The organism is Polaribacter sp. Hel_I_88 (assembly GCF_000687935.1).
In the GTDB taxonomy this organism is placed as follows: Bacteria; Bacteroidota; Bacteroidia; order Flavobacteriales; family Flavobacteriaceae; genus Polaribacter.
Window position 1 is genome coordinate 3,339,245 of record NZ_JHZZ01000001.1, and the last position, 22,432, is coordinate 3,361,676.

21 protein-coding genes and 1 tRNA gene are annotated in these 22,432 nt (G+C 28.3%); 8 read left to right on the plus strand and 14 right to left on the minus strand.

Features of this window, described 5'->3' with window-relative positions; translation table 11 throughout:
- Positions 1-118 precede the first annotated feature (118 nt).
- Both P161_RS0114800 and P161_RS0114805 read left to right on the plus strand, forming a co-directional pair.
- A complete protein-coding gene (locus P161_RS0114800) occupies positions 119-1,048 on the plus strand; it encodes a hypothetical protein (RefSeq protein WP_231494751.1) in 930 nt (309 codons plus the stop codon).
- A gap of 58 nt (positions 1,049-1,106) precedes the next feature.
- Positions 1,107-2,615 (plus strand): bifunctional UDP-sugar hydrolase/5'-nucleotidase, encoded by a 1,509-nt coding sequence (locus P161_RS0114805; protein ID WP_026777700.1) that lies wholly within the window; start codon positions 1,107-1,109, stop codon positions 2,613-2,615.
- Between the two features lie 117 nt (positions 2,616-2,732).
- On the opposite strand, the gene P161_RS0114810 is transcribed toward P161_RS0114805, so the two are convergent.
- Positions 2,733-4,553 (minus strand): DEAD/DEAH box helicase, encoded by a 1,821-nt coding sequence (locus P161_RS0114810; RefSeq protein WP_026777701.1) that lies wholly within the window; start codon positions 4,551-4,553, stop codon positions 2,733-2,735.
- A gap of 144 nt (positions 4,554-4,697) precedes the next feature.
- Positions 4,698-6,089, minus strand: coding sequence for a hypothetical protein (locus P161_RS0114815; RefSeq protein WP_026777702.1), 1,392 nt, complete (start codon positions 6,087-6,089; stop codon positions 4,698-4,700).
- 185 nt (positions 6,090-6,274) lie between these two features.
- Here P161_RS0114815 and P161_RS0114820 point away from each other — a divergent pair, with 185 nt between their 5' ends.
- Positions 6,275-7,894, plus strand: coding sequence for an ABC-F family ATP-binding cassette domain-containing protein (locus tag P161_RS0114820; RefSeq protein WP_026777703.1), 1,620 nt, complete (start codon positions 6,275-6,277; stop codon positions 7,892-7,894).
- A 184-nt stretch (positions 7,895-8,078) separates the two neighbouring features.
- On the opposite strand, the gene P161_RS0114825 is transcribed toward P161_RS0114820, so the two are convergent.
- Positions 8,079-9,020: a hydrogen peroxide-inducible genes activator gene (locus P161_RS0114825; RefSeq protein ID WP_026777704.1), complete on the minus strand. Its 942-nt coding sequence runs from the start codon at positions 9,018-9,020 to the stop codon at positions 8,079-8,081.
- Between the two features lie 100 nt (positions 9,021-9,120).
- Here P161_RS0114825 and P161_RS0114830 point away from each other — a divergent pair, with 100 nt between their 5' ends.
- Positions 9,121-9,594 (plus strand): Dps family protein, encoded by a 474-nt coding sequence (locus P161_RS0114830; protein ID WP_026777705.1) that lies wholly within the window; start codon positions 9,121-9,123, stop codon positions 9,592-9,594.
- Between the two features lie 129 nt (positions 9,595-9,723).
- Here P161_RS0114830 and P161_RS19960 read toward each other — a convergent pair whose 3' ends face one another.
- The 4 genes from P161_RS19960 to P161_RS0114855 form a co-directional block, all read right to left on the minus strand.
- Positions 9,724-10,356 carry an acyloxyacyl hydrolase gene (locus P161_RS19960; RefSeq protein ID WP_231494752.1) on the minus strand — a complete coding sequence of 211 codons (633 nt, stop codon included), beginning with the start codon at positions 10,354-10,356 and terminating at the stop codon, positions 9,724-9,726.
- Between the two features lie 71 nt (positions 10,357-10,427).
- Positions 10,428-10,667 carry a hypothetical protein gene (locus P161_RS0114845; RefSeq protein ID WP_026777706.1) on the minus strand — a complete coding sequence of 80 codons (240 nt, stop codon included), beginning with the start codon at positions 10,665-10,667 and terminating at the stop codon, positions 10,428-10,430.
- Between the two features lie 3 nt (positions 10,668-10,670).
- Positions 10,671-11,561 (minus strand): 3-hydroxybutyryl-CoA dehydrogenase, encoded by an 891-nt coding sequence (locus P161_RS0114850; RefSeq protein ID WP_026777707.1) that lies wholly within the window; start codon positions 11,559-11,561, stop codon positions 10,671-10,673.
- 230 nt (positions 11,562-11,791) lie between these two features.
- Positions 11,792-12,775, minus strand: coding sequence for a Gfo/Idh/MocA family protein (locus tag P161_RS0114855; protein WP_026777708.1), 984 nt, complete (start codon positions 12,773-12,775; stop codon positions 11,792-11,794).
- A 170-nt stretch (positions 12,776-12,945) separates the two neighbouring features.
- Here P161_RS0114855 and P161_RS0114860 point away from each other — a divergent pair, with 170 nt between their 5' ends.
- Positions 12,946-13,587: a protein-L-isoaspartate(D-aspartate) O-methyltransferase gene (locus P161_RS0114860; protein WP_026777709.1), complete on the plus strand. Its 642-nt coding sequence runs from the start codon at positions 12,946-12,948 to the stop codon at positions 13,585-13,587.
- 237 nt (positions 13,588-13,824) lie between these two features.
- On the opposite strand, the gene P161_RS0114865 is transcribed toward P161_RS0114860, so the two are convergent.
- The 3 genes from P161_RS0114865 to P161_RS0114875 all read right to left on the minus strand — a co-directional run bounded on the left by P161_RS0114865 (position 13,825) and on the right by P161_RS0114875 (position 15,538).
- Positions 13,825-14,256 (minus strand): DUF2147 domain-containing protein, encoded by a 432-nt coding sequence (locus P161_RS0114865; RefSeq protein ID WP_026777710.1) that lies wholly within the window; start codon positions 14,254-14,256, stop codon positions 13,825-13,827.
- Positions 14,257-14,328: 72 nt separating this feature from the next.
- The gene (locus tag P161_RS0114870) at positions 14,329-14,853 is read right to left on the minus strand and encodes an HAD family hydrolase (protein WP_026777711.1); all 525 of its coding nucleotides are present in this window, start codon (positions 14,851-14,853) and stop codon (positions 14,329-14,331) included.
- Positions 14,843-15,538, minus strand: coding sequence for a Rossmann-like and DUF2520 domain-containing protein (locus P161_RS0114875; protein WP_026777712.1), 696 nt, complete (start codon positions 15,536-15,538; stop codon positions 14,843-14,845). Before P161_RS0114875 ends, P161_RS0114870 begins: the two co-directional genes overlap by 11 nt.
- 72 nt (positions 15,539-15,610) lie before the next feature.
- Between P161_RS0114875 and P161_RS0114880 the strand changes: the two genes are divergently transcribed.
- The 3 genes from P161_RS0114880 (at position 15,611) to P161_RS0114890 (ending at position 17,611) form a co-directional block, all read left to right on the plus strand.
- On the plus strand, positions 15,611-16,768 hold the full coding sequence (locus P161_RS0114880; RefSeq protein WP_026777713.1) for a PLP-dependent aspartate aminotransferase family protein: 1,158 nt from the start codon (positions 15,611-15,613) through the stop codon (positions 16,766-16,768).
- Positions 16,765-17,481, plus strand: coding sequence for a bacillithiol biosynthesis deacetylase BshB1 (gene bshB1 / locus P161_RS0114885; RefSeq protein WP_026777714.1), 717 nt, complete (start codon positions 16,765-16,767; stop codon positions 17,479-17,481). The genes P161_RS0114880 and bshB1 overlap by 4 nt, the downstream gene beginning before the upstream one ends.
- Before the next feature lie 54 nt (positions 17,482-17,535).
- A tRNA-His gene (locus P161_RS0114890) sits at positions 17,536-17,611 on the plus strand.
- Between the two features lie 97 nt (positions 17,612-17,708).
- Here P161_RS0114890 and P161_RS18725 read toward each other — a convergent pair.
- The 4 genes from P161_RS18725 to P161_RS0114910 all read right to left on the minus strand — a co-directional run bounded on the left by P161_RS18725 (position 17,709) and on the right by P161_RS0114910 (position 22,328).
- The gene (locus P161_RS18725; protein ID WP_036841552.1) at positions 17,709-18,074 is read right to left on the minus strand and encodes a helix-turn-helix domain-containing protein; all 366 of its coding nucleotides are present in this window, start codon (positions 18,072-18,074) and stop codon (positions 17,709-17,711) included.
- A gap of 1,068 nt (positions 18,075-19,142) precedes the next feature.
- Complete coding sequence (locus tag P161_RS0114900; RefSeq protein ID WP_026777715.1) at positions 19,143-19,508, minus strand: helix-turn-helix domain-containing protein; 366 nt, start codon at positions 19,506-19,508, stop codon at positions 19,143-19,145.
- Positions 19,509-19,574: 66 nt separating this feature from the next.
- The gene (locus tag P161_RS0114905; protein ID WP_026777716.1) at positions 19,575-20,324 is read right to left on the minus strand and encodes a LytTR family DNA-binding domain-containing protein; all 750 of its coding nucleotides are present in this window, start codon (positions 20,322-20,324) and stop codon (positions 19,575-19,577) included.
- Between the two features lie 30 nt (positions 20,325-20,354).
- A complete protein-coding gene (locus tag P161_RS0114910; RefSeq protein ID WP_026777717.1) occupies positions 20,355-22,328 on the minus strand; it encodes a histidine kinase in 1,974 nt (657 codons plus the stop codon).
- Between the last annotated feature and the right edge of the window lie 104 nt (positions 22,329-22,432).

Genomic DNA, 22,432 nt, shown 5'->3' on the forward strand with positions numbered 1-22,432 from the left:
GTATATAAATTATCAATTTAATGGAACTATAGCTTATCCACAGAAAAAAAAATAAAAATAAACACTAATGAAAATATCGTTTAAGTTATTATTTATACTCTTCTTAAGTATTCTTAGCATGAAATCTTTTTCACAGAAAATGATTGAATATTATGAACCAGCAAAAAGTGATAGCTTAAAAATTGGTATAGGAGAAAATGATTTTTTGCCATTTATTCAAAAAGGGTATACATTAATGCTTCCAGAAAACAAAAAAATAAAAGGAGTACTCATTTTTCTAGAAGATTCAAAGTATGACAAAAAGAATTTTAGTTCAAAACAAATGTATAGTCAGGCATTTGAAAATAATTTTGCAGTATTGTCAGTTTCAACTGAAATTCCTTTAGACTTTTATTTTTCTAAAGTTTCTATGAATTCTACACATAATCTAATTCAAGAAGTATTTAACAAATATAATTTACCTAATGAAAACATTTTCTTTTTAGGAGCAAGTTTGGTTGGCCATAGAGCATTAAAATATATTGAATATATTAATAAAAAAGATTTTGATTTTCAGGTTAATATAAAAGGAGTTGTTATTTGTGATTTCACATTAGATTGGATAAGAAAATGGAAACAACACAAACGAGATATAAAAATCAATAGAATTGACCTTTGGGAGCCAACTTTTATGAATTACATGTTAGAAACTTATTTGAAAGGTACACCAGAAACTGCTAAAGATAATTATTACAATTTTTCTTCCTATAGCTACTCAGATGAAAATCCTAAAAATGTTTTGTTCTATAAAAATTACGCAGTTAGAGCATATATAGAACCTAAGATAAAATATAGGCTAAAAAAATATTTCAGGACTATGTATGAAAATAATACGACTGACATAGTTGGTTTTTTAGCAGAATTAGAACTTATAGGGAATGAAAATACGGAATTAATTGTTTTACAACCAGAATCTAAGTCATCTAAAGTAAGAAATACACAAACAACTTGGAATGAAATTAATAAAGAGGAACTAATGAATTGGATACAGAATCAAATTGAAAAATAACTATGACCAATTTCTACTTTTCAAAAACAAAAGAAATATTATTGTAAAAAAATCATCATTGAAAACTACAAAATTATTTATTTATCTGCTACTCATTGCAATTTTATCATCTTGCCAAAAAGACGATCAAAAAATTGATTTTACCTTTTTACAGTTAAATGATGTGTATGAAATTGCACCAATCCAAGGTGGGCAATTTGGTGGAATGGCCAGAGTTGCAACTGTACACAAAGAATTGTTGCAAGAAAATAAAAATACCATGCTTTTTATGGCTGGCGATTTTTTAAATCCTTCTTTATTGGGTACTTTAAAAGTAAATGGAGAACGAATTCGTGGAGCACAAATGGTTGATGTTATGAATGAAATGAAGTTTGATTTGGTAGCTTTTGGCAATCATGAGTTCGATCTTTCTCAGCAAGATTTACAAAAACGTTTAAATGAAAGTACGTTTCCTTGGATTTCTGCCAATGTAAAATTAAAAACGGATAATGCTGCTATTCCATTTTACAAAGAAATCAATGGAAAAAAAGAAAATATACATGAAACGTTTGTAAAAGAATTTACGGATGAAGATGGCACAAAAATTAAAGTAGGTTTTATAAGTGTTTGCATTCCCTCAAATCCAAAAGAATATGTAGAATATGGGAACATGTTTGTAAAAGCTAGAGCTTCTTATGCAGCATTAAAAGATTCTGTAGATGTTGTTTTTGGATTGACACACGTAAAAATTGCAAACGATAAAAGAATTGCAAAGCTTATTCCTGAAATTCCATTAATTATGGGTGGTCATGAACATACCAATATGAGGATTGAAACTGAAAATGGTGTTATAACAAAAGCAGATGCCAATGCAAAAACGGTTTATATTCATAGAATTTCTTTCGATAAAAAAACTAAAAAAGCAACAATTACATCAGAATTAAAAGAGATCAATGCCGCTATTAAAAACGATGAAAAAGTTGAAGCTGTTGTAAATAAATGGCAAGATATCTTGAATACTCAAATAAAAGAAGTGATTCAAAATCCTGAAGAAATTATTTATACTACAAAAATACCTTTAGATGGAAGAGATTTTGCTGTGAGAGGGGAACAATCAAATTTAGGGGTAATAATCACTAAATCAATGTCTTTTGCTTATGATGAAAAAGTAGATGGAGCTATTGTTAATGGTGGTTCTATAAGAATTGATGATCAATTATTTGGTACAATTACTCCTGTAGATATTTTTAGAGTATTACCTTTTGGTGGAGCCATTGTAAAAGTTAAAATTAAGGGTAGATTATTAAAACGTGTTTTGGATTATGGAGAACTAGCAGCAGGAACTGGAGCATATCTTCAAAGACACAATATTGAAAAAGTAGGAGAGAAGTGGTTTATTCAAAATAAGGAAATTAATATCAATAAAATATATACAATTGCTTTTTCTGATTATTTATTAAAGGGATTTGATATTCCTTTTTTATCTGAAGAAAATAAAGAAGTTTTAGAAGTTTATAATCCTACAGAAAACGAATTAGCTTTTGATATTAGAAAAGCAGTTGTTGAATATTTAAAAACACAAAATTAATTTTATCAATATAATTATTCAATTCGAAATTATAAAAAAAAAACTCAAAATTGAATTTCAATTTTGAGCTTTTTAGTATAAATTAGTTTGCAAATTTTGCAATAATTCTGTGTTTATTTAAGAATCCCTGCGTTTTCTTCCAAATCCTCCTGGTTTTCTATCTCCAGAGCTTCTTGGTCTTTCTGATGCAGAACGTCTATTTGATCTGTCAGAATTTCTTCCTCCACCATCGCTTTTTCTTGCAGAACCTTTATCAGAGCTTCTTTTTCTTCCAAAACCACCCTCTTTTTTACCAAATGATTTTTTGCCTCCTCTTCTTCCTCCTCCAGAACGTTCTTTTTTAGTAATCTCTACATTTACAGATCTACCTTCAAAATCTGGCTGATTTGCAGCAAAAGCATCTAAAGTTTTATCTTCGTAATTCTTATCAATTTCAAAGAAAGAAAACGTATCTAAAATATCGATAGCTCCAATTTCTATTTTATCTCCAATATTTTGGTCGTTAATTAAACCAATTAATTTACCTGGATTTAATTCGTCTTTTCTACCAATGTTGATGAAGAAACGAGTCATATTATCTGCTGTAGATCTTGTTCTTGAAGTTTCTCTACCTAAATCATTTAAATCTTTAGAGTTTTCATAATACGCTAGCATGGTATTAAATTCTAAAGACACGAATTTTTTAATCAATTCTTCTCTGTCTAAATCTTTTAACTTCTCGTAAATACTAGGTAAAAACTCCTCCATTTCAGATTCGTTTACTTCCGTATTTTTTACTTTATCAATTAGGTTTATCAATTGATTTTCAACAATTTCTTTTCCAGTTGGTACTTTACCTTCTGTAAACTTTTGTTTTATAATACGCTCTATTACACGTAATTTACCTTTTTCTTTTCCGTTTACTAACGCAATTGAAATTCCTAAATTTCCAGCTCTACCAGTTCTACCACTTCTGTGTGTGTAGTTTTCTATTTGATCTGGTAATTTATGGTTGATAACATGTGTTAATTCATTCACATCCAAACCACGAGCAGCAACATCTGTAGCAACTAAAATCTGAATTGTTTTTTTACGAAATTTACCCATTACAGAGTCTCTTTGTCCTTGAGATAAATCTCCATGCAAAGCATCTGCACTATAACCATCCTTAATTAAATTATCTGCAACTTCTTGTGTTTCTCTTCGAGTTCTACAAAAAATAATTGCATAAATATCAGGATTTAAATCTGCTATTCTTTTTAAAGCTGGGTAACGTGTTCTTTCTGTAACTGAATAATATTCGTGACTTACATTTACTGAACCTGCATTTTTTTCACCAGAAGTTACTTCCACAGGTTTGTGCATATAATTTCTTGCAATTGCTTCTACTTCTTTAGGAAAAGTAGCAGAAAACAATAATGTTTGCTTGGTATCTGGAGTAGCTTCTAAAACTTTATCAAGTTCTTCTTTAAAGCCCATATTTAACATTTCATCAGCTTCGTCTAAAACTAGCCATTGAACGTTTCCTAACTTTAATGCTCTTCTATTAATTAAATCTACAGTTCTTCCTGGGGTACCAACAACAATTTGAGATCCTCTTTTTAAAGATTTAATTTGTTGTTCCATACTAGAACCACCATATACTGTAGTTACTTGTATCTTTTTTTGATATTTACAAAAATCTTCGATGTTTTTACCAATTTGAACTGCAAGTTCTCTTGTTGGAGATAAAATAATAGCTTGTACATTGCTACTATCTCCATCTATAAGTTGTAAAATTGGCAAACTAAAAGCAGCTGTTTTTCCTGTTCCTGTTTGTGCAAAAGCTTTTAAATCGCTTTTAGAAGAAATAATTTGTGGAATTGCTTTTTCTTGAATAACAGTTGGACTTTCGTACCCTAAATCTGTTAATGCTTTAATAATAGGTTCGTTTAAACCTAACTCTGAAAATGTTGACATTACTGTGTTTTTATTGGATTCACAGAACGCCTCACCTGTAAACCCGTTTATAATTCGGACTGGTTTTAATAGAGATATAACTCGTTTTTAAAACCGTGCAAAGGTACGTTAAATTTTGATAAAAATAAGAATTTAAAACTTTAATTAGTTTTTATTCAATTTGTTAAGAAATGGGGTTAAATTATTAGAGGAAATTGATGCATAACCATTTACAACTTTGCCTTTTTTGTTTACAAGAACTGAACGTGGCATTTTACAAGTTAAGAATTCGTGTGCTGCACTATTATCAGCCAAATAAAATTGATTTTTAATATCTAATTTTTGTATTCTTTTATTTTTATCGCCATTAATTTTAATTTCGATAAACTGAATATTTGGATAGGTTTTAGATAAGTACTGAAATCTTGAAACAATATAAGACTCAGAAACAAATTCTGGACTCCAGAAAAATAAAAAGGCATTTTGATCTTTAATAACATCACTTATAGAATGTTCAGTATTTGCGTAATCAGTAATCGCAAACTGTGGCAGATCTTCATTAATAATAATCGATTGAGAATCATCAATTAAATTAGTAATTATTTTTTTATCTTTTTCGTTCGTTGATAATTTAAAAAATGTGTTGAAAGCCTCTAAGTTTATTGAACAACTAGATTTGTTGTAAAAATGACCAATAACAGTTTGTCTTAAAAAGGCATTTTTAGAACTTTCTGTGCTAACTTTATCGTTAATAGTATTTAATAAATCTAATGTAAATTCAGATGAATACTCACTTTCTAAAGGATTGTGCCCTAAAGTAAAGGTTTCATTATACAAGTAATTTCTAATGTATCTAGAATATGGAGGGTAATACATCAAAGAATCACTATTCTTTTTTATTTGTTTCCTATAGTCATAAAAAGAAGTTTCAACTTCAGGTAGTTTGTTTTTTTCCGTAATTTTAGCGTGTATTATTGGGTATTTTTCAATTCTAGAATATATAGGATATGTTAAAGCTATTTTTAGTATTTCATTAAACCCAGAAGTTTCAAAGGAATGGGTTTTTATATACTCATTATAAGTAACTATTTTTTTTTGTAATAAAGAATCGGCTTTTGCATTAAATTCTGCTGGTTCAAGTTGATTGTATTGATAGAATAGTTTTTTGTCTTTTTCAGTATCTAAAAAACAATCGATTAACACATTATTTCTTTCTGCTCCTTTACCCGCAAAAACTAAAGATTCATCAAAATCCCAGGTATTTAAACGCAACATTAAACTATCTCCAGGTTCTAAATAAATATGCTGATTTTCATTACCATGAGAAAAATAATACAAACCTTCGTTTGCTTTTTTAACTTTACCAATAAATTTATTGTTTGCATCTAAGAAAAAAGTATCAACTACTTCTTCCATAGCATATAAAATTACATGAGAATTTTTAGGATTTATTATTTTACCACCAAAATATATATCAGTGTTTTTATCAGTTGATTTACAGCTTACTAAAAAAACTAAGAATATAATCGCAAATAAAATAGATACTTTTTTTATCATATATATAGTGCTGAAAGCGCCTAACAAATTTAGGTATTCAATGCTGTTAGAGTTGTTAATACGTTGTTAAAAATATGAGTGTTTAGAGCCTAAAAGACCGTTTTAACTTTTCCTAAAATGCGTTTAAAATTGAACCCAAAAATAGTTATCAAATTTGTACTTTTGCAGAAATTTAAAATACTATTATGTTATCAGTTTCTAATTTATCTGTACAGTTTGGCAAACGTGTTTTGTTTGATGAAGTAAGTACAAAATTTCAACAAGGAAATTGTTATGGAATTATTGGCGCAAATGGAGCAGGAAAATCTACTTTATTAAAAATAATATCTGGCAAACAAGACCCAACTTCTGGGCAAGTACATCTAGAAAAAGGCAAAAGAATGTCTGTTTTAACGCAAGATCATTATGCTTATGACGAGTTTCCTGTGTTGGAAGCAGTAGTGATGGGAAATAAAGAACTGTTTAAAATTAAAAAAGAAATAGATGCTTTATATGCTGATTATACTGATGAAAATGCAGAAAAGATTGGTGAGCTTCAAATAAAATTCGAAGAAATGGATGGTTGGAATGCAGATGCTTCTGCAGCAGCAATGCTATCTAACCTAGGAATTACTGAGGATTTGCATTATACCTTAATGAAAGATTTGGATGGTAAACAAAAAGTACGTGTATTAATTGCACAAGCTCTTTTTGGAAACCCAGATGTTTTAATTATGGATGAGCCTACCAACGATTTAGATTTTGAAACTATTGCTTGGTTAGAGAACTTTATCGCAAATTTTGATAACTGTGTGATTGTAGTTTCTCACGACAGACACTTTTTAGATTCAGTTTGTACGCATATTTCTGATATTGATTTTGGGAAAATAAATCATTATTCAGGAAATTATACTTTCTGGTACGAATCTAGCCAACTTGCTGCTAAACAAAGAGCGCAACAAAACAAAAAAGCTGAAGATAAAAAGAAAGAACTAGAAGAGTTCATTAGACGTTTTTCTGCGAATGTTGCAAAATCTAAACAAGCAACTTCTCGTAAAAAAATGATTGAAAAATTGAATGTAGAAGACATTCAACCTTCAAGCAGACGTTATCCTGCTATTATTTTTGATAGAGATAGAGAAGCTGGAGATCAAATTTTAAACGTAAAAGGTTTAAGCAAAGAGTTTGAAGGTGAAAAATTATTCGATAATGTACATATCAATTTAAACAAAGGAGATAAAGTAGCTATAATTTCTAAAAACTCTAGAGCAGTTACTGCATTTTATGAAATTATTACAGGAAATGAAAAAGCTGATGCTGGCGAATTTTCTTGGGGAGTTACCACAACTCAATCGTATTTACCTTTAGATAACTCACAATTTTTTCAGAATGGTGAATTAAATTTGGTAGACTGGTTAAGACAATATGCACAAACAGAAGAAGAACGTGAAGAAGTTTTTTTAAGAGGCTTTTTAGGAAAAATGATTTTTTCTGGAGAAGAAGCTTTAAAGAAAAGTAATGTATTGTCTGGTGGAGAAAAAGTACGTTGTATGCTTTCTAGAATGATGATGAAAAGAGCGAACATTTTATTATTAGATGAACCTACAAACCACTTGGATTTAGAATCGATTCAATCTTTAAATAACTCTTTAATTAACTTTAAAGGAACTGTTTTATTGTCTACTCACGATCATGAATTTGCACAAACAGTTGCCAATAGAATTATAGAATTAACACCAAAAGGTGCTATTGATAGATACTCAACTTTTGATGATTATTTATCTGATCCAAAGATTAAAGAATTGCGTACTTCAATGTATGAGTAAAATTAATAACACAAATTTATCTAAATTAATAAGTATAAACTAACACTTTAAATAAATTAATTTAAGTATTTTATTATCAATTAAATAAGTGAAATTAAAACTTAATAAGGCTTTAAGAATTTTATTAATTCTTAAAGCCTTATTTTATTATTGATATTCGTAAAATTCGTGTCTTATATTTTCCTTATTTTTTATTCAAAGGACTAATAATTTTTACATCAGCAAAAGAAATTGCACCTCTAACAACGCCATCAATTGTTTTCTTTAAAGCTTCAATCATTTGCATTTTTAATTGTGATTTATGATAAATTAAACTTACTTCTCTTGCAGGTGGTGGATTTGTAAATTCACGTAAATGACTTTTATCATTATCACTTAAATCTAACGTGTGTAAATAGGGTAGTAGTGTCATGCCTAAACCTTCTTTAGATAATTTTATGAGCGTATCAAAACTGCCACTTTCTAACTGAAATCCTTTTTTGTTATCAATTTTATGAGTTCTACATAAATTGATAACACTGTCTTTAAAACAATGCCCATCTTCCAACAACAAAATGTCTTCCATTTCTAATTCATCTGCAGAAATTTGTTTGTTTTTATAAAGTCTATGATTTTGTGGAATTAAACCCACAAATGGTTCATAATATAAAGGGCGCTCTTTTATAGCTTCATTTTCTAAAGGAGTTGCAGCAATAGCAGCATCAATATGTCCATCTGTTAATTTTCTAACAATTTCTTCAGTGGTCAGTTCTTCTATAATTAATTTTACTTTTGTGTACTTTTTAGTAAAGTTATTTAAGAACATTGGCAGTAAAGTAGGCATTATTGTTGGGATAATTCCCAATCTAAATTCGCCTCCAATATATCCTTTTTGTTGATGAACAATATCTAAAATTCGGTTACTTTCATCTACAATTACTTTACCTTGTTCTACTATTTTTTTACCAACTTCTGTTAATTCAATTGGTTTTTTAGAACGATTAAAGATTTTTACACCTAATTCTTCTTCTAATTTTTGAATTTGCATACTCAAAGTAGGTTGAGTTACAAAGCTATGTTCTGCAGCAACTGTAAAGTTTTGGTACTCTGCAACAGATAAAACGTATTTTAATTGGGTTATAGTCATTTAAATAAGAAATTTTGATAAAGATATTAAAACTATCAATTATAATTATAGTTTATTACAGTTAATTTCTAATAATTTTGAATTTCACAAAAATAATAAAATGAATAAAAATATTTTAGGATTAAACAAGCAAACTTCAGCAGATTCTGTTGAAAAATTAAACGGACTTTTAGCGAATTTTCAAATATATTATCAAAACTTAAGAGGTTTACATTGGAATATCAAAGGGAAAAACTTCTTTGAACTACATGTAAAGTTCGAGGAATTATATACAGATTCTCAAGTTAAGATTGATGAAATTGCAGAACGTATTTTAACATTACAAGGAAAACCATTACATACATTTTCAGATTATATAGCAAATTCTTCTGTACCAGTAGGTAAAGATATTTCTAATGATGTGGAAGCTGTTGAACTGGTTGTAAATTCGTTATCTGAACTACTACAAATAGAAAGAGTAATTTTAGATTTATCAGATACTTCTGATGATGAAGGAACAAACTCAATGATGAGTGATTTAATCTCAGAACAAGAAAAAACAATTTGGATGTTAAACTCTTGGTTAGGAAAATAGTTTTTAAACTATTTTCTTAATTCTGAACTTTTTTCAGAATTCTTACGTTAAACTTCAAATAACTTTTTTAAGAAGTTCGTAGAATATTAAAACCTATCAAAATACTTTAAAAGTATTCTGATAGGTTTTTTATAATTGATAAGAATAACCAACTTCCAAGCCTAAAATATTATAACCATCGTTTGGTTTTTGAAAATTTAGGTTCGAAACATGGCCAAAATTTCCACCAACATAAATGAACGATTTTTGATATAATTGATGCGAAAATCCTAAAGAAAAGTTTTCTATAAACGTGAAGCCTTTTGCTAAACGTTCGGTTCTGGTATCAATATACATAAAACCTAAACTGATAGTTCCTTGCAAATCCAATGTATTGGTCAGTTTTAATTTTGAAGCGAAACCAAACTCTAAACCATATAAACTCATGCTTTTTGGTTTCATAAATTCTATGGTTTTTTCTTCAAAATTTTCTTGATCTGGAGTCACATACCAAAAGTTTAAAAGTTGGTGTTGCAAAGACTGAATTTGTGGTTGTACAATCAGTTCAAAATCAATGGTTTTCCATTTTCCTAATTTGTAAAAAGCTTGTAATTTATAGGTATTAGTAGAATACGTATAATCAGGATCATCGAACATAAAATTTTCGTTCGTTCCGTAATTAAAAAGAACACCAATTTTAGTGGGTTTTAAAATATTCTTCTTAATTTCTTGTCCAAAAGACAACTGAGTAAAAAGTAAAAAGAATATAATTTTTTTAAACATTTTCTCTTCATATATTTTCGATAAGTGAATTATGATTATTTTAAATATATAATTCACTTATCAAAAATTAATTATTTAACAACTTGCTTTTTTACACAATATTTGCAATTTTCTTTGTGTAACATCTGAATATCACTACCATTTTTATCTTTGTAAATTATATATTCACAACCTTCGTAATCAATAGTTTGAATGCCATATTTTGCTATAAAATCGTTTGTGTTTTTTTTATCATTTGTTTTGCTGTTATCATCACAAGAAATAATAATAAAAGCGATTGTTATGCAAAATAAATAAATTTTTTTTCTCATATTCTATGAGCTAAACATCTTAGCCACAACTTCAGCTTTTCTGTTTTCTGAATAGTCATAAAAACCTTCTCCAGATTTTACACCTAGTTTTCCAGCATTTACCATATTTACCAACAATGGACAAGGAGCATATTTTGGGTTTTTAAAACCATCATACATTACTTGTAAAATCGATAAACAAACATCCAAACCAATAAAATCGGCAAGTTGCAAAGGACCCATTGGGTGAGCCATTCCTAATTTCATAACCGTATCAATTTCTGCAACACCAGCAACACCATTATATAACGTCTCAATAGATTCGTTAATCATTGGCATTAAAATTCGGTTCGCCACAAAACCAGGATAATCGTTTACTTCTACAGGAATTTTACCAATTTTCTTAGAAAGTTCCACAATTGTATTGGTAATTTCATCAGTAGTATTGTAACCTCTAATAATTTCTACCAACTTCATAATTGGCACAGGATTCATAAAATGCATTCCAATTACCTTTTCAGGTCTATTGGTAACTCCAGCAATTTGCGTAATAGAAATTGATGATGTATTGGTTGCTAAAATTGTTTTTTCGTCACAAACTTCATCTAATTCTTTAAATATTTTAGCTTTTAAAACGGCGTTTTCAGTAGCAGCTTCCACAACCAAGTCCATATTAGCAACACCTTTACTAATTTTTGTAAACGTAGTAATGTTGTTTAAAGTCTTTGTTTTATCAGCTTCAGAAATCTTTTCTTTGGCCACCATTCTATCTAAATTTTTTGTGATTGTTGCGATTCCTTTTTGCAAGGCAACTTCAGATATATCAATTAAATGTACCTTATAGTTAAATTGAGCAAATGTGTGCGCAATTCCATTTCCCATTGTTCCTGCACCAATTACAGCTATATTTTTCATCAATATTATGTATTTAAATTATGTTTAATTATTTATGTTTTTTTTGGGCGTTTTAACGGGCTTGAAGCATTTCTCGAGCATAGTCGAGAGGTTGCAATCTTTTTTTAAGTTCGGTTTTACAAAAAGTTTTTTGCTTTTTATGACAATCTGTTTTTTTAAAAACAACATTTATTCGATACAAAAAAGGATTTTCACTGCAATCCCTAACGCAATTATTTAGCAGCGAATTGCTAAATTTTAAGATCTTCTTCTTTTTTAAAACAATCAATAACCCATTGTGCAATTCTTAATGCTTCAGTTCCATTACTCAAAGTTACAATTGGGGTGGTGTCATTAATAATAGCATCAGCAAAAGTTTCCAATTCACTTAAAATGGCATTCGTTTCTAAAACCTCTGGATTTTCAAAATAAATTTGTTTTTTTAGCCCTTCATCATTTTGTAAAATCATCGCAAATTCATCAGGTGTTTCAGGTGCATCTTGAATTCTTACAATTTCTGCTTCTTTACTTAAAAAGTTCACAGAAATATAGGCATCCTTCTGAAAAAAGCGAGTTTTACGCATATTTTTCATAGAAATTCTACTCGCTGTTAAATTCGCAACACAACCATTTTCGAACTCTATTCTAGCATTGGCAATATCAGGAGTTTCAGAAATTACCGAAATTCCACTTGCATGTACATTTTTAACTTTAGATTTTACAACCGATAATATAATATCAATATCATGAATCATCAAATCTAAAACCACAGGTACATCTGTTCCTCTTGGATTAAATTCTGCCAATCTATGCGTTTCAATAAACATCGGGTTTTTAATTAAATCTTTGGCAGCAATAAAAGCAGGATTAAACCTTTCTACATGCCCAACTTGCCCCTGAACATGATATTGACTTGCTAACGTTTTAATTGCTTCTGCCTCTAAAACAGTTTTTGAAATTGGCTTTTCAATAAAAATATGACACCCTTTTTCGATTGCTTTTTTGGCACATTCAAAATGCGATAATGTAGGTGTTACAATGTCTACGACTTCAACAGCATCAATTAAATCATCTATAGAATCAAATAATTTATATCCAAATTCTTTAGCTACTTTTTCTGCATTTTCTCTAAAAGGATCATAAAAACCAACCAATTCGTACTTTTTAGATTCCTTTAATAAACGAAGATGAATTTTTCCTAAATGACCAGCACCTAAAACCCCTACTTTTAACATATATATGTTTGTTTTTGTCTCCTCGAGCGCAGTCGAGATGTTTTAAAATGTTCTCGACTGCGCTCGAACTGACATTTTGATGAAGAAATTACATCAAAAACAAAGATACAATTTTATAAGAATTTAAATCAATTTATTACTAACTTTAGAGTCTTGAAACCAAACCAGATTTGAAAGATACATCAAAACATTTAGGACTTCGTAATCAATTAGCTAGCGTTTTAGAAGCAAAAGGAATCACTGATAAAAATGTGTTAAATGCCGTTCGTAAAATTCCACGTCATTTATTTATCGATTCTAGTTTCGAGTCTCATGCTTACCAAGACAAAGCGTTTCCAATTGCTGCAGAGCAAACCATTTCGCAACCTTATACAGTTGCTTTTCAGTCGCAAACTTTAGAAATTAAGAAAGGCGATAAAATTTTAGAAATTGGTACAGGTTCTGGCTATCAAACAGCTGTATTGTTAGAGTTAAAAGCAGAAGTATACTCTATAGAAAGACAACATGAATTATTCAAAAAAACCTCTTTATTTTTACCAAAATTGGGTTACAAACCCAAGAAATTTATTTTTGGTGATGGTTATAAAGGCTTACCAGAAAAAGCTCCTTTCGATAAAATTATTGTAACAGCTGGTGCGCCTTTTGTACCAAAACCATTATTAAGTCAGTTAAAAGTAGGAGGGATGCTATTAATTCCTGTTGGTGATGAAAAGCAAATCATGACATTGTTTATCAGAAAATCCCCAAAAGAATTTGAAAAACACGAATTAGGCGATTTTGCTTTTGTACCTATGTTAGAAGAAAGGAATTAGAGGGCCCATCTAAATCTTTCCAAAGGGAAGACTTTTGAGCTACTTTTTCAAAATTAGAAACCAATATTTTATCATATTTACTAAACCATAAAGTTTGTCATCCTGAAAGGATCTCGCACAAACTGGCTAAAGATTCTTATAGAAAAACAAACTTTGTGGTATTATGAAATTAATTTAATTTGTTACAATGTGTTTTTAACCTTGAATTTTGAACTCTAAACTTTGAATTTCAAGAGACTATTTAGCTCTTTCCCAATAAGCAGTTTTGCCAAATAAAGCAACACCTATGTAGCCTCTAATTTTTAATTTATTAGCTTTTACTAGTTCAATATAACATTTATAAACTTTGCCATTTCTTGGGTCTAAAATTTCTCCTCCAGACCACTCATTATTATCTTCCTCTTCTTCTAACCCAGATAGTATATCTAAACCAAGTATAGGTTTATTTTTATTTTCGCCTTCACAATCTATACATAAAGCATCTCGTCTTTTTTCATTCATAATTTCAATTACTTTTGCATATGCTTTTCCATTTTTTTCATAAACTTCAATTACAGAATCAACTTTACCAGTTTCTTCGTTTTTGGAATTCCATTTACCAAAAATAGTTTGTGCGTTTATTGAAATTGTTACAACAAAAAGTGCTAAAGTTAAAAGTGTTTTTTTCATATTTTTTTTAGATTTAAAATAGATTAATAATAGTGAAATCTACAATTTATTATTTTAATTAATAATTAATTTTTACAATGTTGCTTCAAAATAATGATCCCATTTTCCTTGAACTCGCATCACTTGTTCAATAACATCTCTTACACAACCTTCACCACCTTTTTTAATAGAAATGTATTTAGAAATTTGCTGCACTTCTGGAACTGCATCATTTGGACAAGCAGCCAAACCAACTTTTTGCATTACAGGAATATCAGGTATATCATCTCCCATATACAACACATTTTCTGGTTTTAAATTGTATTTTTCAACCAACTCATTATATTGTTTTATTTTATCATGTGCCCCTAAATAAATATCAGAAATACCCAAAGCAGCCAACCTACTTTTTACAGCAATATTGGTTCCTCCAGAGATAATACAAACTTTAAAACCTTTATTTAAAGCTATTTTCATGGCATAGCCATCTTTTACATTCATGTGTCTAACCAATTCTCCATCAGGCATTATGGTTAACATTCCGTTTGTTAAAACACCATCAACATCAAATATAAACGTGTTAATTTCTGGCAATAATTGTTTGTAACTAATTTCCATTTTGGATAGATTTTGTCAAGATTTTATAAATTTTCTGTTGATTTTTATCCAACAAATTTAAGTGATTTTTTATTGTTTTTTTATCATTTCTAACGGCTGGACCTGTTTGTGCATTTTCTGGTGATAATTCTTCAATTTTTAAAACAGTTTCCTTTATTAAAGGATGTAGAATTTCAAAAGGAATATTGTTAGTATTACAAATATCGTTCCCAATTTTAAATAAATGATTTGTAAAGTTATTTACAAAAACAGCAGCAACATGTAATGTTTTTCGTTGCTCAGAACTTATTTCATATATTTTTTTTCCTATTGACTTTGCTAAAAATTCCAACTGTTGATAATCTTCCTTGTTCTCTGCTTCCAAACAAAATGGGACTTCCTTAAAATCGACCTTTTTATCTTTAGAGAACGTTTGCAACATGTAGAAAACTCCTTTTCTTTTGATATTTTTTAAATCGTTCAAAGCAACACTTCCAGAAGTATGGACTACAAAATTGTTTGTTATTTTTGAGGATACTTTAGCAATAGCATCATCAGAAACAGCAATAATAGTTATAGTTGCTTTAGGAATATTTGTTAAGTCTCTAGAACTGATTTGAGTAACAGCAATCTCATCAACATTTAAAAAAGCATTATATAAATGAGTGGCTACATTTCCTTTGCCAACAATTAAAATTGTGTTCATAAAAGCGAAGATATTAAAATTTTATAGAAAGATACATTTGGATTTCTTAATTTAGCAACCATAAATTTTTATATGAAAGATTCAAAAAAACTAGGAATAAATACAATTTGCACTCATGTTGGCGAAGTAAAAGACGAGCAATTTAAAGGAGCAATTTCTCCTATATACATGTCCACTTCTTATGCTTTTGATGGCGTTGATGTTAAACGTTATCCACGTTATTTTAACACGCCAAACCAAGAAATGCTTTGTAAAAAAATAGCAGCGTTAGAAAAAACTGAAAATGCTTTAATTTTTGGTTCAGGAATGGCTGCAATTAGCACAACCTTATTAGCTTTTTTACAAAAAGGAGATCATATTATTTTACAGCAAACTTTATATGGAGGAACGTATAATTTTGTGGTAGAAGAGTTTGATAAATTCGGAATAGAATATTCTTTTACAGAGAGTTTAGCAATTGAAGATTTTGAGAAAAAAATCAAAAAAAATACGAAAGTTATTTATATCGAAACACCTTCAAATCCGTTATTGACAATTACAGATATGAAAGCAGTTTCTAAATTGGCGAAGTCAAAAGATATTGTTACGATGATTGACAATACGTTTGCATCACCTATTAATCAAACTCCTGTAGATTTCGGAATTGATATTATGATTCATTCTGCTACAAAATATATGGGAGGTCATTCAGATATTTTAGCTGGTGCCATAGCTGGTAGTAACGAACATGTTTTGAGAATTTGGAATGTTGCTAAAAATTTAGGGGGTAGTTTAAGCGATTTTACAGTTTGGATGTTAGAAAGAAGCTTAAAAACGATGAATCTTCGTGTTAAAAAACAAAGTAAAAATGCCCTAAAAATGGCTAAGTATTTAGCTATTAATCCTGATGTTTATCACGTATATTATCCAGGATTAAAAGGGCATCCTGACTATAAGTTGGCAAAAAAACAGATGAAGAATTTTGGAGGTATGTTGTCTTTTGAATTGAAAGAAGGCATTGATGTTATGAAATTTCAAAACAGTTTAAAATTGATAAAATCATCTATGAGTTTAGCTGGTGTAGAAAGTACTTTATTGAGTCCTACACAAACTTCACATTCATTATTAAGTCCGGAGGAAAGAGCAAACCAAGGAATAAAAGATGGATTAATTCGTTTTTCTGTGGGTATTGAAAATACTAAAGATTTAATTGCCGATATTGAAAAAGCCATTAAAAAAGCAAAAAAATGAAATTAGATATTTTAGTTTTTGGTGCACATCCAGATGATGTTGAATTAGGTTGTGGAGCAACTATAGCCAAAGAAATTTCATTAGGTAAAAAAGTTGGAATTGTAGATTTAACGAGAGGCGAATTAGGGACTCGCGGTTCAGCAGATTTAAGAGATATTGAAGCTGCAAACGCTGCAAAAATATTAGGAGTTTCCGTTCGTGAAAATTTACGTTTTGCTGATGGTTTTTTTACAAATGATGAAAAACATCAATTAGAAATTATTAAAATGATTCGTAAATATCAACCAGAAATTGTATTATGTAATGCAATTGATGATAGACATATAGATCATTCTAAAGGAAGTAAATTAGTTTCTGATGCTTGTTTTTTAAGTGGATTGCTAAAAATTGAAACATTTTTAGAAGATAAGTTACAAGAAAAATGGCGACCAAAACAGGTGTATCATTATATACAATGGAAGAATATTGAGCCAGATTTTGTAGTGGATGTTACTGGTTTTATTGATATTAAAGAAAAAGCTGTAATGGCTTACAGCTCACAATTTTTTGATAGTAATAGCTTAGAGCCAGAAACACCTATAACTAGTAAAAATTTTATAGATAGTATTAACTATAGAGCAAGAGATTTAGGAAGATTAATTGGAGTTGATTTTGCAGAAGGCTATACATCAGAACGTTATGTTGCTGTTGAAAATTTTGATAAATTAATTTGATTTTTTTCTTTTTAAAAAGAGAAAAAGAAGTATATTTGCAATCGAAATTTACATGGTGGTTGTAGCTCAGTTGGTTAGAGCGTCGGTTTGTGGTACCGAAAGTCGTGGGTTCGAGCCCCATCTTCCACCCAAAATTTTTTAAAATTAAAAAGCTTACTTTTCAGTAAGCTTTTTTTATTTTACTATAAATCAATTTGGTGATTTTTTACTGAAATACGAAAAATTGGTTAATTAGATTTTTTAACAGAATCTTCGATGTTGGATAATTTTTGAATGATATCAAAAGACAATTCATTAAATTGATTTCTAACAATATTTACAATACTTTCTTCAATAGGGGATTGAGTATTTAAAGGTACATATTTTTTGTTATTTTCTCCAGTGCCTGTAAAGAGCCACATAGGATCTATTCCTTCTATATGATCTATAATTGCTAATAAAATTGTTTCATTAGGTTTTTTTGTATAATTCACTACTGCACTAACCAATTGTTGTGAAACTCCAATAAGTTCCGAAAACTGTCTTTGGTTTAGTCCAGTGTCTTCAAACACTTCTTTAACTCTATTAGCTCTATGTTTATCTTCTTCTTTCATCTCTATAAAAACAAATTTAATAAATAATTACCACAAATAAGGATTTATAAAATAAAAAAAGATTTTAAACTCACTACAAAAAAAATAATTAATTGATTTTAAGGTAAATATAATAACAAAAAAAAAGCCCAATATTTAAATTGGACTATTTTTAGGGGTATTAAAAAGGGGTACTCATTAAAAAAAGCAAATATTGAAGATATTTATAAAAAACGTAATGTTTAGGGAACAAAACTTTCTTTAAGGGTTAGTATATAATCAACATTATATATTAATTATTTTAACATAATCTCCAATATTTGATAACTTAAAAGAATGTTTTAACTATTCTTCAGTTTCACTTCAACTAAGCTTTTGTAAGCTTTATAGGGATTAAGCCTTTAGGGGACATAGTTGTATTCTTTTCTTCTATTATTATTTAAATAGATGCATGTTTTACCTTGATTGTTTTATTAAAAAATAACTTTTAAAAGACAATAGAACTTAATAATTTTTAGGGGCACTACAAATGTAGTATTTATTTACCACAAATAAGGATTATTTTAGAGTTATTTTTAAAATATCTCACCACAAATAATTAAATAATTGATTACCAGTAATTAAAGATTCAAATTTTTTATAATTTTTTTTTAATTAAGTAAAGGAAAAACGTAAATATTGAAATAATTTAAAATAGGAGCACTGTTTTGAGCGAATATTTCATTTTTTATAATTTTGAATATAAATACATACAGAAAATTTTTGATTAATTACAAAACTAGATGTTATGTTATTTGGGATTGTTTCCTTGAAGACGAACTATGAAATCCTTTTTAAGCTGCTGTTGCTGTTGCTGTTGCTATTGTGTATGTTAAACTAAATTTTAAGGTTTTGAAAATAAGTACTTTAATTTTTCTTTAAATTTTAAACAATAAAAAAGTCCAATGATAAAATTGGACTTTTTAGAAAGGGGATTTCTGGGGATTTTTTAAAAGAATAACAAATATTGAAGATTATAAACTAAAAAAATAATACTTAGGGAATACTAAATCTTTAATTTGTTGAGTTCTAATTAAAACGATAATCACATTAATTAGAGTTCTTAACAGAATCCTCAATATTTGATAATTTTTGAAGGATGTCTTGAGACAATTCCTCAAATTCTTTTTTAACTATGTTTTTTATATGAAGTTCTATAGGGGATTCAACTTCTTTGGGGGCATAGTTATCTTTTTGTTCTCCAACACCAGTTAATAACCACATTGGATCTATGTTCTCTATCTTATCTATTATAGCGAGTAATATGGCTTCGTTTGGTTTTTTAGTGTAGTTTACAACTGCACTAACTAACTGCTGAGAGATCCCTAAGATTTCCGAAAACTGCCTTTGATTTAATCCAGTTTCTTTAAAAATCTTTATTACTCTGTCTGATCTTTCTTTATCTTCTTTTTTCATAATCTTGGGGGTACTACAAATATAGTAAATATTTACCACAAATAATGATTATTTTAAAATAATTTTTTATTTATTTTTTAAAGCTTCTATAATTTCACTCTTTTTCCTTGAAGATACTGGGATATTTGAAGAATCATTTAATAATAAATAACCTCCATCAGACTTTATAAATTCTTTGATATAGTTTTTATTTACTAAATGACTTTGATGAACTCTTAAAAAATTAATTTCTTTAAGAATATCTGCATAATATTTTAATGTTTTTGATACTAGAATTTTTGATGTATCTTTTAGATAAAACGTGGTGTAGTTATTATCGGCTTTACAACGAATAATATCTTTTATATCTACTACGATAATTTTTTCTGAAGTATGTAATGAAAGCCTTTCTGGTTTATTGTTAGGTTCTGTAACTAATTGTTTTAAGACTTTTAATTGATCTTTTTTTGGTTGAATTTGATTTTTAGCTTTCTCTATGGCAGTCGATAATTCCTCAATAGCATAGGGCTTTAAGATATAATCAATAGCAGCGAATTTAAAAGCTTTAATAGCATATTCATCACTTGCTGTTACAAATATTATTTTAGCGTTTAAGTTTGGTACAATTTCTAAAATATCAAATCCAGTGCCATCTCCTAACATAATATCTAAAAACAAAATATCTGGCTGTTGCTTTTGTAATAACTTAGAAGCTTCTACAACACTTGCAGCTCTTCCTATGATTTCTATGGATGGATGATACCTTTCAATATCATTGCATAACATTTCTAATGCTTCTGGAATATCATCTACCACAAATGATGTAATTTTACTCATAGTTTAGTTTTTTTAATTATATCAACTTTATTAATAATCGGTTTTTAGAGGAATTCTAAAACTTACTTTGGTTCCTTTTACTTTGGTATCCTCTATAATTTCATCAATTTTAAAGTTACTTTTATTAGATACTATATGCAATCTTTCTTTTGTAACATTTAAAGCAACAGATTTATAGTCGGTAACTGTTTTACGTTTTTTAGATTGATGAATACCAATTCCATTATCAATAATAACACATTCTAAAAAACTATGCTTAACATCAAAATTGATTTGAATTGTACCTAAATCGTTTTTTTGAAAAGCATGTTGCACACAATTTTCTACAAAAGGTTGCAGTAACATTGTAGGAATTAGGATTTCATCAGGATCTATATTATTTAAATTTGACGTTATTGTAAACGTGAATGTTTTTGAACTCATTCTTTGTTCTAATTCAATATAATTTTTTAAAAGCGTAATTTCTTCTTGTAATGTAATTTCTTCAGTTCTTGAGTTGTTTAAAATTCCTCTTAAAAGAACTGAAAATTTAGATATTGTTGCATTTAATTCATCAACTTTATTAGTATTACCAAGTGCTTTAATTCCATTTAAAACATTAAATATAAAATGCGGATTCATTTGCAATTGCAACGCCTTTTGCTCTAAAGACAATAATCGATTTTTCAACTTTAAAGAATCTAACTTTTCTTTGTGTTTTTTAGTGATGTTTTTTAGGTAGAAATCTAAATAAAAATAGCCTATAATTAAAAATGAAATAACTACTGCAAAAATAAACCAAGCTTTTTTATAAAAAGGAGCGTCAATTCTAAATGCAAAACGGATAATATCACTCTCATCATTATCTATTTTAGATTGAACCTGAAAATTATAGTTACCAGCATTTAAATTTGGAAACTGAATGGTATTATTCACAGACCAAGGAGAAAATTCGTTATTTAATGTATACCGATAATTTACTTTCTTTGGATTTGAAATGTGTACTGTTTTAAAAGTGATGGATATATTATTCTCTGAATTCGAAAAATTTACTTTTTTAGCAGTCAATAAAGAATCTACATCTTGATGATTTACTTGAAGATTTTCAAAGTAGATAGTAGGTTTAAAAAAAGATTGATTTTCTACATCATTTTTTATGCTAAAAATTCCTTGATCAGAAGCTATAAAAATAGAATTCTGTCGATCTTTAAAAACATCATAAATTGTATTGGTCGTTAACGAATTGTATTTGTTTATTTTTTGTTTGAACGAAAAGGAGGGAAGCACAAAAACTTCTAATCCGTTTGTTTTAGAAGTAACCCAAATCTCATTTTTTAATTTTTTAATCGATGAAATATTCTCTAAAGTAGCAATTTCTTTTTCAATTAAATTATCGTTTATAATAAGCAATCCGTTATTTAAAGTTGCTGCAATAACATTCTCTTGAAAAGTTAAAAGTGAAACGATATTTTTTGTTGATATTCTAAAAATATTTCTTGGATTTTGTAAATTATCTATTTGCCATAAACCTTTGTTAGAAGCAATGTAAAAGGAATTATTGTGAAAAATAATATCATTAATTATCGAAAAGTCTACAGTTGCATTAATTTTAACGGATACTAAAATGTTATTTTTTAAGTGATAAATTCCTTCTTCGGTTCCTAAAAAGAGTTCCTCATTTTGAAAGAAAATTTTTAAGATTTTTTTACTTGGTAAAAATTGCTCTTTGCTTTTATTTTTAATGAATAATCCATTTTCAGTTCCTGTATAAATTACATCTTCTTTAAGACCTATTACATTTGTTTTTAGTTTGTTGATTTGTGTAAAATCATCACCATCAAACTTTACCAAACCTTTATTTGTGGCAATTAGTAAGTAGCCAGTTTTATCTTGCTGAATGTCGAAAATAGTATTGCTTGGTAACCCATTTTCTACAGTTATATTTTTGATGTTTTGTTGTGCATTAGTTATAAATGCTGAAAATATCAGCACTAAAAACAAGAGATATTTTTTTAAAATCGTCATAAAACAAACTTACTAAATAAAATTTTTTGAATTTTGGAAGTTATTACTTAATTATCTATTGCTGCTTTTTATTTTATTAATATTAAGTGAAATAAAATTTTATT